Raw genomic sequence first — 15253 nt, forward strand, 5'->3', positions numbered from 1 at the left:
AGGCCGTCGACGGCCTGGACGGCGCCGACCGTCCGCTTGATCGGGAAGCCGCCCTTGATCGGGAAGTGCTTGGTGAGCCCGGAGACGTCCAGGAGGGGGGTGGTGCTGCTCATGGTGGTGAAGTCCCGTCTGAAGTCCGTCAGTGGGTGCGGGCCGCGGCGTAGTCGGAGAACAACTCGCGCTTCTGCTCCGGGGTCAGATGGCAGGCCGCACCCCGCCCGTCCACGACCTCCAGCAGGGGCCGCTCGCCGGAGCACCGGTTGCCGGCCACCTTGTCGGCGAACGTGCAGCGCGGGTGGAAGCGGCAGCCTGACGGCGGGTTGAGCAGGGAGGGCGGCGAGCCGGGGATCGGCGACAGCGGTACGTCGACCGGGCCGTCCAGGCTCGGCATGGAACCGAGCAGCCCGAGGGTGTAGGGGTGCTGCGGGGCCCGCAGCACCTCCTTCTTCGTGCCGCGCTCCACGCACCGGCCGCCGTACATCACCAGCACGTCGTCCGCGATGTCCGCGATGACGCCCAGATCGTGCGTGATGAAGATGATCGCGGTGCCGAACTCCTGCTGGAGATCCTTGAGCAGGTCCATGATCTGCGCCTGGACGGTCACGTCGAGGGCCGTGGTCGGCTCGTCGGCGATCAGCAGCTCGGGGTCGCAGACCAGCGCCATGGCGATCATCGCGCGCTGGCGCATACCGCCGGAGAACTGGTGCGGGTAGTCGTCCACCCGGACGTCGGGCTGCGGGATGCCGACCCGGCGCAGCATCTCGATCGCGCGGGTCCGGGCCTCCTTCTTGGAGCAGCCGGTGTGCTTGCGGTACGTCTCGCCGATCTGCGTGCCGATGGTGTGGTACGGCGACAGGGAGGCCAGCGCGTCCTGGAAGATCATCGACATCTTGTTGCCGCGGAGCCGCTCCAGCTCCTTCTCGGTGGCGCTGATCAGCTCCTTGTCGTCGAGCAGGATCTCGCCGTCGAGGGCGGTGTTGCGCGGGTCGTGCAGGCCCAGGATCGCCATGTTGGTGACGGACTTGCCGGAGCCCGACTCGCCGACGATGCCGAGGGTCTTGCCCTTCTCCAGGTCGAAGGAGAGCCCGTCGACGGCCTTGACGATGCCGTCCTCGGTGGAGAAGTGCACCTTGAGGTCGCGCACGGAGAGGAAGGGGGTGCTCATGGGTCTCTCCTTAGGCGAGGCGCACGCGCGGGTCGATCAGGGCGTACACGGTGTCGACGATGATGTTGAAGACGACGATCGCGCCGGCGGCGACCAGGACGACGCCGAGCAGCATCGGCAGGTCGTTGTTCTGGACCGCCTTCACCGAGAGCATGCCGAGGCCCTGGAGGCTGAAGGTCGACTCGGTGATGATCGCGCCGCCGAGCAGCACGCCGAGGTCGAGACCGAAGATGGTGACGATGGGTCCCATGGCACCGCGCCAGGCGAACCGGAAGAACACGGTACGGCTGGACAGGCCCTTGGCGCGGGCGGTGCGCACGTAGTCCTGGCTGAGCGACTCGACCATCTGCGAACGCGTCATGCGCGTGTAGTTCGCGGTGAAGATCAGCGACAGCACCAGCCACGGCACCAGCAGGCCCGAGAACCACTTGCCCGGGTTGTCGGTGAACGGCGTGTAGCTGGCCCGGTCCAACAGGTGCAGCTGGTCGACCAGGAGGTAGGTGGCGAAGACACCGACGACGTAGATCTGCATCGAGGACGCGATCAGCGAGGCGGAGCTGGCGATCTTGTCCAGGGCCTTGCCCTGCTTGACGGCGGCCAGCATGCCGGTGCCGACACCGAAGGTCAGGAAGACCACGGCAGCGCCCAGGGACAGCGAGATGGTGGTGGGGAAGCGGTCCAGGATGGTGTCCAGCACCGGCTCGCGGCTCTGGAACGAGTAGCCGAGGCAGGGCGCGTTGCAGTGCCCGAACGAGCTGTAGTCCCGCCCCACGAACAGGCCCTTGAGCCATTCCCAGTACTGCACGGGGAGCGGGTCGGAGATCGCCAGGTTCTTCCGCACCAACTCCAGGGTCTCTGGGGTGCAGACCTTGCCGCACGCGATGCGGGCGGGGTCGCGCGGAGCGGCGTAGAACAGGACGAACACCAGGGCACTGATGATCAGCAGGATCACCGCGGCGCCGAGGATCCGGCGGACGAGGAAGCGGAACATGGCAGTTGGGATTTCCTGACGGATGCCGTAGGGGGGTGAGACGGCGGGGCGGCACCTGGGCCGCCCCGCCTAGGGGGCCGTACGTCAGGCCTTGACGAAGGTCTTGTACAGCAGGGTCGCGGAGAAGTTCGGGTCGAACTGCGCGCCGCCGACCTTGTTTCCGTAGACGTAGAAGCGACGCTGGTACGTCTCGGGGATCATCGGAGCGACCTCCTCCATGATCCGCTTGTCCAGCGCGGCCCAGGCCTTGCCGGCCTCCTGCTGGTCCGGGATGACCGCGTTCTTCTTGATGCCCTCGTTGATCCAGTCGACGTCCGTCTGCGAGACGTTGTTCTTGCCGTTGCCGATGGCGTCGCCGTCGAGCAGCGGCTGGATCATCGTGTAGGCGGTCGGCCAGTCCGGGGACCAGCCGCCCCACATCACGTCGTAGCTGTTGTCGATCTGCTGGACCTGGTCGTAGTACGCCGTGGACTCCAGCGGCTTGATGACCGGGGTGAAGCCGGCCGCCTTCAGCGCGTTCTCGATGACGACCTTGGTCTTGTTGTAGGTCGGGTCGTTCGGGAAGGCGTAGACGATCTTCTGGCCGAGCTTGCCGGCCTCCTTCAGCAGCTTCTTCGCGGCGGCCGGGTCGCCCTGCGGCTTCTTCAGCTTGTTGTACACATCGGTCTTCTCGTAGCCGATGATGTCGGGGCTGAGGACCGAGGTCGCGAAGTCACCGGCGGACGGGCCGCCGTAGATCTGCCGGATCTGCTGCAGCGGCCAGGCGTGGATGAGGGCCTGGCGGACCTTCAGGTCCGTGACGCGCTTGGTGTTGATCCAGTAGAAGTAGGTGCCGGTCAGCAGGCCGTTGAAGGTGCGCTTCTTCAGCTCGGGGTCGGTGAGGACCTTCTGGATGCGCTCGGCCGGGACGCCCTTGTAGATGGAGACGCCGTAGGCGTCGTCGCCCTGGGAGGCGATGAGGCGGTCGACGCCGTCCAGCGTCTCGATGCCGAAGCGGAACTCGAAGCCGTCCGGGTAGGCGTTGCGGATCGAGTCGGTCTTCGGGTCCCAGTGCTTGTTGCGGATCAGCACCATCGACTTGTCGGTGGTGTGGGCCTTGATCTTGTACGGGCCGGAGGCGACCGGCTTCTTGTCGTACTTCTCCTTGGTGTCCATCTTCACCGGCACGGCGGCGTAGGAGTGCATCGCCAGGGTGAAGTTGAAGTCCGGCTTGGACTCGGCCAGCTTGAAGGTGATCGTCCGCTTCGCCTTGTCGATGACGATCGAGTCGAGGTGCTTGCCCTTGTACGGGCCCTCGTACGCGTCACGCCAGTCGCCGCCCTTGCCGGTCAGCGCGCGCTGGGCGTAGTCGGCGCCCTCGGTGATGAACGGCGCCCACGAGCGCTCGAAGCCGTGACGGACGTCCTCGACGGTCAGCTCGCTGCCGTCCTCCCACTTCAGACCCTCCTTCAGCGTGAAGGTCCAGGTCTTGTTGTCGTCGGAGGCCTTGCCGGTGTCGGTGGCCAGGTCGCCGACCAGCTTCTGCTTGCCGGACGCGTCGATCTTGTAGCCGGTCAGGCAGCGGTGCAGCAGCAGCGCGACGGTGGAGTTGTACGCGTAGTAGATGCGCTGCGGGTCCAGGTGCGAGAAGTCGTCCGGGGCCAGGCCGTAGATCGTGCCGCCCTTCTTCGCGCCGGGGATCTCCGGGGCGGGGCCGGTGGAGTCGGCCGCGGTGCCGACGGTGACCTTGGCACCGGTGTATTCCGTGGCGCCGGCGCTCGGGGTGCCGCCGCTGCCGCCCGCGTCACCGCTGCTGCACGCGGACAGCACGGTCGAGCCCGCTGCTGCGACAGAGGTGGCGATCAGGAAGTTTCTGCGGGAAAAGGACATGGCTGGCCTGTTCTGCTGGAGGAACGAAGTGGTGCTGGAGCCCCGGCCGGGCCCCGTCGCCGTGGCCGGGGGTGGAGCTAGCTCAGCGCTTGGTCTTCGGGTCCAGGGCGTCGCGGACCGAGTCGCCGAGGAGGTTGAAGGCGACGACGAAGATCACCATGGACAGGCCCGGGAAGAGCATGAAGGTGATGTCGTCCTGGTAGTACTTGGCGCCGTTCTGGATCATCACGCCCCAGTCGGGGGTGGGGTCCGTCAGACCGACGCCGAGGAAGGCGAGACCCGCTTCGGCCGTCACATAGGTCGGCAGCAGGAGCGTGGACTGGATGAGGATCGGCGTCCACAGGTTCGGCAGCAGTTCCTTGAAGATGATCCGCGCCGGGGAGGCGCCGGTGACCTTGGCCGCCTCGACGAACTCCCGCTCGCGCAGGGCGAGGACCTCGCCGCGCAGCAGACGGGCGATGGAGGCCCAGCCGAAGGCCGTCATCACAAGGATGAGGCTGGTGACGGTCAGCCAGACCGGGGTGTTCTCCTCCGGCGAGACGAAGATCGCCAGGACCACGGGCCAGAAGGCGATGAAGAACAGGGTCTGCGGGAACGCCAGCAGGATGTCGATCACGCGGCCGACGAGGTAGTCCGTCTTGCCGCCCAGGTAGCCGGCGGTGACGCCGATGACGACGCCGAGCAGGGTGGTCAGCAGGGCCGCGGCGGTCGCGATCAGCAGCGAGTTGCGGATGCCGTAGAGCAGGAAGGTGAAGACGTCCCGGCCGAGCTGGGGCTCGATGCCGAACCAGAAGTCGGAGCTGATGCCGCCGTTGGGCTTGACCGGGAAGTTGAACTCGTTCAGCAGGCCCGGGATGTTCATGCCGTAGGTCGTGTACGGGTCCTTGCCGTACAGCTTGGCTATGAGCGGCGCCAGGATGCCGATCGCGAAGAAGAAGATCACCACGAACGCGGATATGACGCCCGTCCGGTCCCGCTTGAAGCGGGTCCAGGCCAGCCGTCCCGGAGAGCGGCTTTCGGTGCCCTTGGGGGTGCCGGGCTTCGCCGATGCGGCGCTGTCTTCGTCGGTCACCTCAAGTGGGGCGGCCGGGGAAGGGGTTGCGGGGGTCATGATGCTCCGTGCCTTGTGGGTCAAGGCTCCGCAGGGCGCTCCCCTACGGGCTACGCCGGACTTTTTCAACGCAATTCATTCAAGGTCAATAAATTCTCGGCCGCCTTGGTTGTCTCTTTACCTTCTTTGCTTGCTCTTGATCATTCCGTAGCTACGCGGGTAGCCCGCCGTAATCAATCCGTGCTTCACATCGGGCTAACTGCGCGAAACGGGCAAGAAGTTCGATATGCGGACGGTGGAGTGTCGAAATGCGTACATCGGCACGTCGCAATCCAACGTTTCGGCATCGTTACATGAAGATCTATTGCGCTCCTCCGTCAAGATCATCAGGACGGCGGACGGGCGGTGCCTGCATTCGGATGACGTGTCCCCCTAAAGGCCGTTCAACCGGACGGCGGCCGGGCGATACATGCGGTATGTGCCGATATGGACCGGTAGCAGAGCAGTGCGCACGGAGGAGACACGCCATGCGGGGAGTCACGCACGCCCGGGGGGCCGTATGCGCGGTGGCGGTGGCACTCGCCGCCGCCGGCTGCGGGGGCGGCGGCTCGAGCAGCGGCACCGGCGCCGCGGTGCTCAGCTCCTCCTGGGGCGACCCGCAGAACCCGCTGGAGCCGGCCAACACCAACGAGGTGCAGGGCGGCAAGGTCCTCGACATGATCTTCCGGGGCTTGAAGAAGTACGACCCGAGGACCGGCAAGGCCACCGACATGCTCGCCGAGTCCATCCGCACCGAGGACTCGCGGAACTTCACCATCAAGGTCAAGGACGGCTGGACCTTCTCCAACGGCGAGAAAGTGACCGCCCGTTCGTTCGTGGACGCCTGGAACTACGGGGCGAGCCTGCGCAACCGCCAGAAGAACGCCCTCTTCTTCGGGTACATCGACGGCTACGACAAGGTCCACCCCGCCCGCGGCGAGCAGACCGCTGACACCCTGTCCGGGCTGAAGGTGGTGGACGACCGCACCTTCACCGTCCGGCTGGGCCAGAAGTTCTCCACCTTCCCCGACACCCTGGGCTACGCGGCCTTCGCCCCGCTGCCCCGCGCCTTCTTCACCGACCACGCGGCCTGGCTGAAGAAGCCGGTCGGCAACGGCCCGTACGCCATCCAGTCCTATATGAAGGGCTCGCAGATGTCGCTGCGGAAGTGGGACGGCTACCCCGGTCCGGACAAGGCGCGCAACGGCGGTGTGGACCTGAAGGTGTACACCGACAACAACACCGCCTACACCGACCTGATGGCCGGCAACCTCGACCTCGTGGACGACGTGCCCGCCGCCCAGCTGAAGAACGTCAGGAGCGACCTGGGCGACCGGTACATCAACACCCCGGCCGGCATCATCCAGACCTTCGCCTTCCCCTACTACGACAAGGCCTGGAACCGGCCGGGCATGGAGAAGGTCCGCACCGGCCTGTCCATGGCGATCAACCGCGAGCAGATCACCGAGACGATCTTCGACCGGACCCGCACCCCGGCCACCGACTGGACCTCACCGGTCCTCGGCACGGACGGCGGCTTCAAGCCCGGCCTGTGCGGCAGGGCCTGCGAGTACCACCCGGAGCAGGCCAGGAAGCTGATCAAGGAGGGCGGCGGGATCCCCGGGGGGCAGGTCCGGATCACCTACAACGCGGACACGGGCTCGCACAAGGAGTGGGTGGACGCCGTGTGCAACTCCATCAACAACGCCCTCGGCAACGGCAAGGCCTGTGTCGGCAACCCGGTCGGCACCTTCGCCGACTTCCGCAACCGGATCGGCCGGCACAAGATGTCCGGCCCGTTCCGGGCGGGCTGGCAGATGGACTACCCCCTCATCCAGAACTTCCTCCAGCCGCTGTACTACACCGACGCCTCCTCCAACGACGGCAAGTGGTCCGACGCGGACTTCGACCGGCTCGTCGACCGGGCCAACGCCGAGACCGACCGGGCCAAGGCCGTCACGCTGTTCCAGCGGGCCGAGGAGGTCGTCCGGGACAACATGGCCGCCATCCCGCTGTGGTACCAGAACGGCAGCGCCGGCTACTCCGAACGGCTGTCCGACGTGGCGCTCAACCCGTTCAGCGTCCCCGTCTACAACGAGATCAAGGTCAGCTGAGCCGCCATGGGACGCTACGTCGTCCGGCGACTGCTCCAGATGGTCCCGGTGTTCGTCGGCTCCACCCTGCTGATCTTCCTCATGGTCAACGTGATGGGCGACCCCGTCGCGGGCCTGTGCGGGGACCGGCAGTGCGATCCGGCGACCGCCGCCCAGCTGCGGCGGGAGTTCGGCCTGGACCAGCCGCGCTGGCAGCAGTACGCCACCTACATGGGGAACGTCTTCACCGGCGACTTCGGTACGGCGTTCAACGGCCAGCAGGTCACCGAGCTGATGTCCACGGCCTTCCCCGTCACCGTCCGGCTCACGATCGTGGCGGTGCTGTTCGAGATCGTCATCGGCGTCACGCTCGGCGTGCTGACCGGCCTGCGGCGCGGCCGGCCCGTCGACACCACCGTGCTGCTGCTGACCCTGGTGGTGATCTCCGTGCCCACCTTCGTCACCGGCCTGCTGCTCCAGCTGCTGCTCGGGGTGACCTGGGGCTGGATCAAACCCTCCGTCTCCCCGGACGCCGCGTTCGGCGAGCTGATCGTGCCGGGACTGGTCCTCGCCTCCGTCTCGCTGGCCTACGTCACCCGGCTGACCCGCACCTCCCTCGCCGAGAACAAGCGGGCCGACTACGTCCGCACGGCCGTCGCCAAGGGCCTGCCCCGGCACCGGGTCGTCACCCGGCACCTGCTGCGCAACTCCCTCATCCCGGTGGTCACGTTCATCGGGACCGACATCGGCGCGCTGATGGGCGGGGCGATCGTCACCGAGCGGATCTTCAACATCCACGGCGTCGGCTACCAGCTCTACCAGGGCATCCTGCGCCAGAACACCCAGACCGTCGTCGGCTTCGTGACCGTGCTCGTCCTCGTCTTCCTGGTCGCCAACCTCCTCGTCGACCTGCTGTACGCCGTACTCGACCCGAGGATCCGCTATGCCTGAACAGCCGTACGAGCCCGAGCGCGCCATCGCCGGCACCGGCATGGGCGGCGCGATGGACCTCGGTGCGAGCGAGGCGGTCACGCTGGAGCCGGCGCCGGGCGGAGCGGGCGCCCCCGGGCCGGTGGGCAGGCCCCGCTCGCTGTGGTCCGACGCCTGGCACGACCTGCGCCGCAACCCGGTCTTCCTGGTCTCCGCGCTGGTCATCCTCTTCCTGGTCGTCATCTCCCTGTGGCCCTCGGCGATCACCTCCGGCGACCCCCTGACGTGCGACCTGGCCAAGGCCCGCGAGGGGGCGCAGCCGGGGCATCCCTTCGGCTACGACGGGCAGGGCTGCGACGTCTACACCCGGACCGTCTACGGCGCCCGGGCGTCCGTCACGGTCGGCCTGTGCGCCACGCTCGGGGTGGCCCTGCTGGGGTCGGTGCTCGGCGGCCTGGCCGGCTACTTCGGCGGGCTGTGGGACGCGGTCCTGTCCCGGATCACGGACATCTTCTTCGCCATCCCGGTCGTCCTCGGCGGCCTCGTCCTCCTCTCCGTGGTGACCTCCACCACGGTCTGGCCGGTCATCGGGTTCATGGTGCTGCTCGGCTGGCCGCAGATCTCCCGCATCGCGCGCGGCTCGGTCATCACCGCCAAGCAGCACGACTACGTCCAGGCCGCCCGCGCCCTCGGCGCCTCCGACACCCGCATCCTGCTCCGGCACATCGCCCCGAACGCCGTGGCCCCCGTGATCGTCGTCGCGACCATCGCGCTCGGCACCTACATCGCCCTGGAGGCGACCCTGTCCTACCTCGGCGTCGGCCTCAAACCGCCCAGCGTCTCCTGGGGCATCGACATCTCGGCCGCCTCACCGTACATCCGCAACGCCCCCCACGCCCTGCTGTGGCCCTCGGGCGCCCTCGCGATCACGGTCCTGGCCTTCATCATGCTCGGCGACGCGGTCCGCGACGCCCTCGACCCGAAGCTGAGGTGACGGCGCGTGCTGCTCGACGTGCGGGATCTGCGGGTGGAGTTCCGGACCCGGGACGGTGTCGCGTACGCCGTCAACGGGGTCAGCTACGGCGTGGACGCGGGGGAGACGCTGGCCGTGCTCGGCGAGTCCGGGTCGGGGAAGTCCGTCACCGCGCAGGCCGTGATGGGGATCCTGGACACGCCGCCGGGGCGGATCACCGGCGGGCGGATCCTGTTCCGTGGGCGGGACCTGCTGACGCTGAAGGAGGAGGAGCGGCGCAGGATCCGGGGCGCCGGGATGGCGATGATCTTCCAGGACGCGCTGTCCGCGCTCAATCCCGTCATGACCGTGGGGGACCAGCTGGGGGAGATGTTCGTCGTGCACCGGGGGATGTCCCGGAAGGACGCCCGGGCCAGGGCCGTGGAGCTGATGGACCGGGTGCGCATCCCGGCCGCCGCGCAGCGCGTGCGGGACTATCCGCACCAGTTCTCCGGCGGCATGCGCCAGCGCATCATGATCGCCATGGCGCTGGCCCTGGAACCGGCGCTCATCATCGCCGACGAGCCGACCACCGCCCTGGACGTCACGGTCCAGGCCCAGGTCATGGACCTGCTCGCGGAGTTGCAGCGCGAGTACCGCATGGCGCTGATCCTGATCACCCACGACCTGGGCGTCGTCGCGGACGTCGCCGACCGGATCGCGGTGATGTACGCCGGGCGGATCGTGGAGTCGGCGCCCGTGCACGACATCTACCGGGCCCCGGCCCACCCCTACACCCGCGGCCTGCTGGACTCCGTCCCGCGCCTGGACCAGAAGGGCCGGCAGCTGTACGCCATCAGCGGCCTCCCGCCGAACCTGACGCGGATCCCGCCGGGCTGCTCCTTCCACCCCCGCTGCCCGCTGGCCCGGGACGTGTGCCGCACCGACGACCCCCCGCTGTACGGGGTGGACGACGGGCGGAGCAGCGCCTGCCACTTCTGGAGGGAGTGCCTGCATGACCGCGACCACTGAGCCGATCCTGGAGGTCAGCGGCCTGGTCAAGCACTACCCCCTCACCCGGGGCGTCCTGTTCAAGCGGCAGGTCGGCGCGGTGAGGGCCGTGGACGGCGTCGACTTCACCCTCGGCACGGGGGAGACCCTGGGCATCGTCGGCGAGTCGGGCTGCGGCAAGTCGACGGTCGCGAAGCTGCTCTGCAACCTGGAGCGCCCGACGGCCGGCTCCATCCGGTTCAAGGGCGAGGACATCACCCGGCTGTCCGGCCGCGCCCTGAAGGCCGTACGCCGCAACATCCAGATGGTCTTCCAGGACCCGTACACCTCCCTCAACCCCCGCATGACGGTGGGCGACATCGTGGGTGAGCCGTACGACATCCACCCCGAGGCGGCCCCCAAGGGCGACCGCCGCCGCCGGGTGCGGGAGCTGCTGGACGTGGTCGGCCTCGACCCGGACTACGTCAACCGCTACCCGCACCAGTTCTCCGGCGGCCAGCGCCAGCGCATCGGCATCGCCCGGGGTCTCGCGCTGCGCCCGGAGATCATCGTCGCCGACGAGCCGGTGTCCGCGCTGGACGTCTCGGTCCAGGCCCAGGTGATCAACCTGCTGGCCCGGCTCCAGTCGGAGTTCGGCCTGTCGTACGTCTTCATCGCGCACGACCTGTCGATCGTCCGGCACATCTCGGACCGGGTCGCGGTGATGTACCTGGGCCGGATCGTGGAGACCGGCCGGGACACCGAGATCTACGACCACCCGACCCACCCCTACACCCAGGCCCTGCTCTCCGCCGTGCCCGTGCCCGACCCGGCGGCCCGCGAGCACCGCGAGCGGATCATCCTCACCGGAGACGTGCCCTCCCCGACGGACATCCCCTCCGGCTGCCGCTTCCGCACCCGCTGCTGGAAGGCGCAGGAGCGCTGTGCCCGCGAGGTCCCGGCGCTGGCGGTCCCCGCGGCCTTCCACGACACGTCCGGCCCCGCGGCCCACGCCTCGGCGTGCCACTTCGCGGAGGAGCGGCAGGTGGTACCGCCGGAGGAGCCGCAGCTGCACGGCAACGGGCCGGGGTGACATGGCGCACCCCGGCCCGTTCACGGCACCCGCACGGCCGTACGCTGATCAGCCTCCCGTGTCCGTATATCGGTACCGCTTCCGCGAAGTTGCCTCTGTGTTAACGCAGTTCACGCGCTTCCCGCCGGCCGGGGCAGGGCACGCCGGAGGAAGTCCAGCTGGAGGAGCAGCAGGTTCTCCGCGACCGTCTCCTGCGGGGTCATGTGGGTCACCCCGGACAGCGGCAGCACCTCGTGCGGGCGGCCGGCGGCCAGCAGGGCGGAGGACAGGCGCAGGGAGTGGGCGACGACCACGTTGTCGTCCGCCAGGCCGTGGATGACCATCATCGGGCGGTGCGGCTCGGCCGGGTCGACCAGGCCGGCGTCGTCCAGCAGCGAGTTGCGGCGGTAGACCTCCGGCTGCTCGTTCGGGTCGCCGAGATAGCGCTCCTGGTAGTGCGTGTCGTACAGGCGCAGGTCGGTGACCGGCGCGCCGACCACCGCGGCGTGGAAGACGTCCGGGCGGCGCAGCACCGCGAGCGCCGCCAGGTAGCCGCCGAAGGACCAGCCCCGGATCGCCACCCGGCCCAGGTCCAGCGGGTACCGCTCGGCGAGCGCGTGCAGGGCGTCGACCTGGTCCTGGAGGACGACGTCCGCCAGGTCGTCCCGGATCGACTTCTCCCAGGCGGGCGAGCGGCCAGGGGTGCCCCGGCCGTCGGCCACGACGACGGCGAAGCCCTGGTCGGCGAACCACTGGGAGGTGAGGTGGGCGTTGTGCGCGGCGACGACGCGCTGGCCGTGCGGACCGCCGTAGGGGTCCATGAGGACCGGCAGGGGAGTGTCACCGGGGTAGTCCCGCGGCATAAGCACGGCGCACGGAATTCGGCGTGCGCCCCCCTGTGTCAGCGTCACTCGGGGGGACAAACCGGGATCTTCGGCGTACGACCGGACAGTCGCCGCCGGTTTTCCGTCACGCAGAATCTGCACCCGGGAGCCCGGCCGGTCCAGTGCGGCGGACACCAGGACGGTCACACCCCCGGAGCGCACCGCCGAGTGCACACCGGGCTCCTGCGACAGGCGTTCCACGCCCAGCTCGTTCACCCGGTACACATGGACTTCGCCAATTTCCGGCGCCTCGGCCTCCGGACCGGAAGAGGCGGAAACCAGTACGTCGTCCACACCCACGTCCAGGACCGCACGAATGTGCAACTGACCGCTGGTCAGAGGCCGTTCGCCGACCGTCAGGACGCGTGCACCGGCCTCGTCCGCGATGCGGACAAGCTGCCCGGAGGGGCTCCAGCAGGGCACACCAGCGAACAGTTCAAGCCAAGTTGGATCTTCATCGGCGTGCACCATCCGCGTGGCCCCGGAATCGGGGTCCACCGCCAGGAACAGCTGGCTGCGCTGATCCCGCGCCTGCACCAGCAGCAGCGGCGCACCCGCCTCTGACCAGTGCACACGCGCCAGATACGGATAGCGTGCGCGGTCCCAGACCACCTCGGTGCGGGTGCCGTCCAGCCCGTACACGAACAGACGTACGTCCGCGTTCGGGGTACCCGCCGCGGGGTACCGGATGTTGAGTGGCTCACGCTCCGGGTGGGCGGGATCCGAGATCCACCACCGCTGCACCGGCGTGTCGTCCACGCGCGCCACGAGCAGCCGGTCCGATCCCGGGGCCCACCAGAACCCCCGCGAACGCGCCATCTCCTCGGCCGCGATGAACTCGGCGAGGCCGTAGGAGACGTCCGCCGACTCCGGCTCGGCCAGCGCCCGGTCGCCGTCCCCCTCGGCGCCTACCACCCGCAGCGCACCCCGCGCGACGTACGCGATGTGCCGCCCGTCCGGCGACGGACGCGGGTCGATCACCGGCCCGGGGACGGGGAGTTCACGCGCCGTGCCGGCCCGCAGCTCCGCTGTGAAAAGCCGCCCTGACAAGGCGAAAGACGCCAACTCCACGGCGCTGTCGGTGGCATGGGCGACGATGCCGGCCCCGCCCTCGCGGCTGCGCTCGCGGCGCGCCCGCTCCTCGGCGGAGAGTTCTTCGCGGGCGCCCTGGAGCAGTGCGCGAGGGTCGGCCGCGAGGCGCTCCGTGCCCTCCACAAGATCCAGTACCCACAGCGAGTTGGCCCGGTCGGTGCCGGAGCCGGAACGCAGAAACGCGACACGCGAACCGTCGGGTGCCACGGCGAACGCACGCGGCGCGCCGAGCGTGAACCGCTGGGTCCGGGCGTGCCGACGGGGGAAGGAGTCAGCCTCGGTCGTCATACCCCGACCATATTGGCCATGCGCCCCCTTGTGCGGCCGTGCGCCGACCGATGCGCGAGTACGGATAGTTATGATCACTACCGCAGAGTGGGTATGAACCTGCTGGCGTCTGCATGGATTTGCTCAACTGATCTAGAACCCGCGTCCCTGGGATCTTTGGAGGTGAGCCGCCGTGGCACTCTCGATTTCGGCGGTGGTGCTGCTGGCGATCATCGTCTTCCTGCTGATCAAGAAGTCAGGGCTGAAGGGCGGCCATGCGGTCGTCTGCATCCTGCTCGGCTTCTATCTCGCCTCCTCGACCGTCGCTCCCACGATCAGCGAGCTGACGACCAACGTTGCCAGCATGATCGGCAGCATCAAGTTCTGACGGCCGCCGTCCCGGGTGCCGGCACGGGGACCTCGTAGGGTGGTCCCCATGACGGAACTGCCCTCCCGGCGTCTGCTCCTGGTGCACGCGCACCCGGACGACGAGTCGATCAACAACGGCGCCACCATGGCCAGGTACGCGGCCGAGGGTGCCCATGTGACCCTGGTCACCTGCACCCTGGGGGAGCGGGGCGAGGTCATTCCGCCGGAGCTGCGGCATCTGACGGGCCCCGCGCTGGGTGCGCACCGGCGCGGCGAGCTGGCCGCCGCCGCTGCGGCGCTCGGGGTGACGGACGTCCGGCTGCTCGGCGGCGCCGGGCGGTACGGCGACTCCGGGATGACGGGCCTGCCCGACAACGACGACCCCGGCTGCTTCTGGCAGGCCGACGTGGACGAGGCCGCCGGACTGCTCGCCGACGTGATCCTGGAGGTCCGCCCGCAGGTCCTCGTCACGTACGACGACAACGGCGGCTACGGCCACCCGGACCACGTCCAGGCGCACCGCGTCGCCATGCGCGCGGTCGACCTCGCCGCCGCACGCGGCCACCGGATCGCCAAGGTGTACTGGAACCGCGTACCCCGCTCCGTCGCCGAGGCCGCCTTCGCCCGCCTCCAGGACGAGCTGCCCGCACTGCCGTTCGACAAGAGCGCCGGCGTGGACGACGTACCCGGCGTGGTGGCCGACGAGCGGATCACCACCGCCGTCGACGGCACCGCCCACGCCGCCGCCAAGGCCGCCGCGATGCGCGCCCACGCCACCCAGATCGAGGTGGCCGAGCCGTACTTCGCGCTCTCCAACGCACTCGCCCAGCCGCTGTTCACCACCGAGTACTACGAGTTGGTGCGCGGACCGGGGCAGCGCGGGGAGACCGACCTGTTCGCCGGCCTCGGCACCGGGGAGGCGTCGTGAGCGACGGCGGCAACGGTTCCCTGCTGGCCCAGCCGCTGCGCCCGCCCTCCGCGGGACGGGCCGCCGCCTATGCCGGCCTGTTCCTGCTCGGCGCGCTGGTGGGCCTCGCCGGGGCCCTGGTGCAGGCCGCCTGGTTCCCCGGCGGGCTGCTGCTCGCCCTCGCGGGCGCCGCCGGGGTCTTCCTCGGCGGTGCGTACGCCCTCGGGGGCCGGGGCGGGGCGGTCGCGCCGGCGGCGGGCTGGATCGTCGCCGTCATCCTGCTCACCACCACGCGCCCGGAGGGCGACTTCCTGTTCGGCGCGGGCGGCGGCTCCTATCTCTTCCTGCTCGGCGGCATGGCCCTCGCTGTGATCTGCGCCACCGTTGGCGCCGGACGGCAACCTCGCGGCGACTCCGCCCGACTTGGCAAGTGACGTACCACTTCGCCGTGCGGCGCACGTGCGAGTCCGGTGTGGGTTTCCTCGGCGGTCATGGGATAAGCGCCATAAGTGGCCAGTATGGTGGTGCGCGCCGCCGAGCCGCCCGTCAGAGACCTCTCTGACGGGCGGCTCGGCGGCGCGC

The 15253-nt window shown here is 69.3% G+C and carries 13 protein-coding genes and 1 pseudogene; 8 read left to right on the top strand and 6 right to left on the bottom strand.

Features of this window, described 5'->3' with window-relative positions:
* The 5 genes and pseudogenes from CCN44_RS46470 to CCN44_RS24795 all read right to left on the bottom strand — a co-directional run.
* Positions 1-113 (bottom strand): annotated as a pseudogene (locus tag CCN44_RS46470) (dipeptide/oligopeptide/nickel ABC transporter ATP-binding protein); the annotation flags it as partial.
* A gap of 26 nt (positions 114-139) precedes the next feature.
* Positions 140-1165, bottom strand: a complete 1026-nt coding sequence (locus CCN44_RS24780) for an ABC transporter ATP-binding protein (protein ID WP_059252419.1) — start codon at positions 1163-1165, stop codon at positions 140-142.
* 10 nt (positions 1166-1175) lie between these two features.
* Positions 1176-2156 (bottom strand): ABC transporter permease, encoded by a 981-nt coding sequence (locus tag CCN44_RS24785; protein WP_059252420.1) that lies wholly within the window; start codon positions 2154-2156, stop codon positions 1176-1178.
* Between the two features lie 84 nt (positions 2157-2240).
* A complete protein-coding gene (locus CCN44_RS24790; protein WP_059252421.1) occupies positions 2241-4025 on the bottom strand; it encodes an ABC transporter substrate-binding protein in 1785 nt (594 codons plus the stop codon).
* A gap of 82 nt (positions 4026-4107) precedes the next feature.
* The gene (locus tag CCN44_RS24795) at positions 4108-5136 is read right to left on the bottom strand and encodes an ABC transporter permease (RefSeq protein ID WP_202430290.1); all 1029 of its coding nucleotides are present in this window, start codon (positions 5134-5136) and stop codon (positions 4108-4110) included.
* Positions 5137-5603: 467 nt separating this feature from the next.
* Between CCN44_RS24795 and CCN44_RS24800 the strand changes: the two genes are divergently transcribed.
* From CCN44_RS24800 to CCN44_RS24820, 5 genes are read left to right on the top strand one after another with little or no spacing between them, the layout of a single operon-like run.
* On the top strand, positions 5604-7229 hold the full coding sequence (locus CCN44_RS24800) for a peptide ABC transporter substrate-binding protein (protein WP_086699612.1): 1626 nt from the start codon (positions 5604-5606) through the stop codon (positions 7227-7229).
* A 6-nt stretch (positions 7230-7235) separates the two neighbouring features.
* A complete protein-coding gene (locus CCN44_RS24805; protein ID WP_086699615.1) occupies positions 7236-8159 on the top strand; it encodes an ABC transporter permease in 924 nt (307 codons plus the stop codon).
* Positions 8152-9132: an ABC transporter permease gene (locus CCN44_RS24810; protein ID WP_086699618.1), complete on the top strand. Its 981-nt coding sequence runs from the start codon at positions 8152-8154 to the stop codon at positions 9130-9132. The genes CCN44_RS24805 and CCN44_RS24810 overlap by 8 nt, the downstream gene beginning before the upstream one ends.
* 6 nt (positions 9133-9138) lie before the next feature.
* Positions 9139-10122, top strand: coding sequence for an ABC transporter ATP-binding protein (locus CCN44_RS24815; protein WP_059252426.1), 984 nt, complete (start codon positions 9139-9141; stop codon positions 10120-10122).
* Complete coding sequence (locus CCN44_RS24820) at positions 10106-11173, top strand: ABC transporter ATP-binding protein (RefSeq protein ID WP_086699621.1); 1068 nt, start codon at positions 10106-10108, stop codon at positions 11171-11173. The genes CCN44_RS24815 and CCN44_RS24820 overlap by 17 nt, the downstream gene beginning before the upstream one ends.
* 110 nt (positions 11174-11283) lie before the next feature.
* Here the strand turns inward: CCN44_RS24820 and CCN44_RS24825 are convergent, their stop codons facing one another.
* The gene (locus tag CCN44_RS24825; protein WP_086699625.1) at positions 11284-13416 is read right to left on the bottom strand and encodes a S9 family peptidase; all 2133 of its coding nucleotides are present in this window, start codon (positions 13414-13416) and stop codon (positions 11284-11286) included.
* A 172-nt stretch (positions 13417-13588) separates the two neighbouring features.
* Between CCN44_RS24825 and CCN44_RS24830 the strand changes: the two genes are divergently transcribed.
* From CCN44_RS24830 to CCN44_RS24840, 3 genes are read left to right on the top strand one after another with little or no spacing between them, the layout of a single operon-like run.
* Positions 13589-13783 (top strand): hypothetical protein, encoded by a 195-nt coding sequence (locus tag CCN44_RS24830; RefSeq protein ID WP_030649813.1) that lies wholly within the window; start codon positions 13589-13591, stop codon positions 13781-13783.
* A 48-nt stretch (positions 13784-13831) separates the two neighbouring features.
* Complete coding sequence (gene mshB / locus CCN44_RS24835; protein WP_059252429.1) at positions 13832-14692, top strand: N-acetyl-1-D-myo-inositol-2-amino-2-deoxy-alpha-D-glucopyranoside deacetylase; 861 nt, start codon at positions 13832-13834, stop codon at positions 14690-14692.
* Positions 14689-15105 (top strand): DUF6113 family protein, encoded by a 417-nt coding sequence (locus CCN44_RS24840; protein WP_059252430.1) that lies wholly within the window; start codon positions 14689-14691, stop codon positions 15103-15105. Before mshB ends, CCN44_RS24840 begins: the two co-directional genes overlap by 4 nt.
* Positions 15106-15253 lie beyond the last annotated feature (148 nt).

It is taken from the genome of Streptomyces tricolor (assembly GCF_002155905.1).
Classification (GTDB): domain Bacteria; phylum Actinomycetota; class Actinomycetes; order Streptomycetales; family Streptomycetaceae; genus Streptomyces; species Streptomyces tricolor.

What these genes read in the sequence shown, in the direction of transcription:
- CCN44_RS24780 (WP_059252419.1), bottom strand. Translation starts at nt 1,165, where the DNA reads ATGAGCACCCCCTTCCTCTCCGTGCGCGACCTCAAGGTGCACTTCTCC.
- CCN44_RS24785 (WP_059252420.1), bottom strand. Translation starts at nt 2,156, where the DNA reads ATGTTCCGCTTCCTCGTCCGCCGGATCCTCGGCGCCGCGGTGATCCTG.
- CCN44_RS24790 (WP_059252421.1), bottom strand. Translation starts at nt 4,025, where the DNA reads ATGTCCTTTTCCCGCAGAAACTTCCTGATCGCCACCTCTGTCGCAGCA.
- CCN44_RS24795 (WP_202430290.1), bottom strand. Translation starts at nt 5,136, where the DNA reads ATGACCCCCGCAACCCCTTCCCCGGCCGCCCCACTTGAGGTGACCGAC.
- CCN44_RS24800 (WP_086699612.1), top strand. Translation starts at nt 5,604, where the DNA reads ATGCGGGGAGTCACGCACGCCCGGGGGGCCGTATGCGCGGTGGCGGTG.
- CCN44_RS24805 (WP_086699615.1), top strand. Translation starts at nt 7,236, where the DNA reads ATGGGACGCTACGTCGTCCGGCGACTGCTCCAGATGGTCCCGGTGTTC.
- CCN44_RS24810 (WP_086699618.1), top strand. Translation starts at nt 8,152, where the DNA reads ATGCCTGAACAGCCGTACGAGCCCGAGCGCGCCATCGCCGGCACCGGC.
- CCN44_RS24820 (WP_086699621.1), top strand. Translation starts at nt 10,106, where the DNA reads ATGACCGCGACCACTGAGCCGATCCTGGAGGTCAGCGGCCTGGTCAAG.
- CCN44_RS24825 (WP_086699625.1), bottom strand. Translation starts at nt 13,416, where the DNA reads ATGACGACCGAGGCTGACTCCTTCCCCCGTCGGCACGCCCGGACCCAG.
- mshB (WP_059252429.1), top strand. Translation starts at nt 13,832, where the DNA reads ATGACGGAACTGCCCTCCCGGCGTCTGCTCCTGGTGCACGCGCACCCG.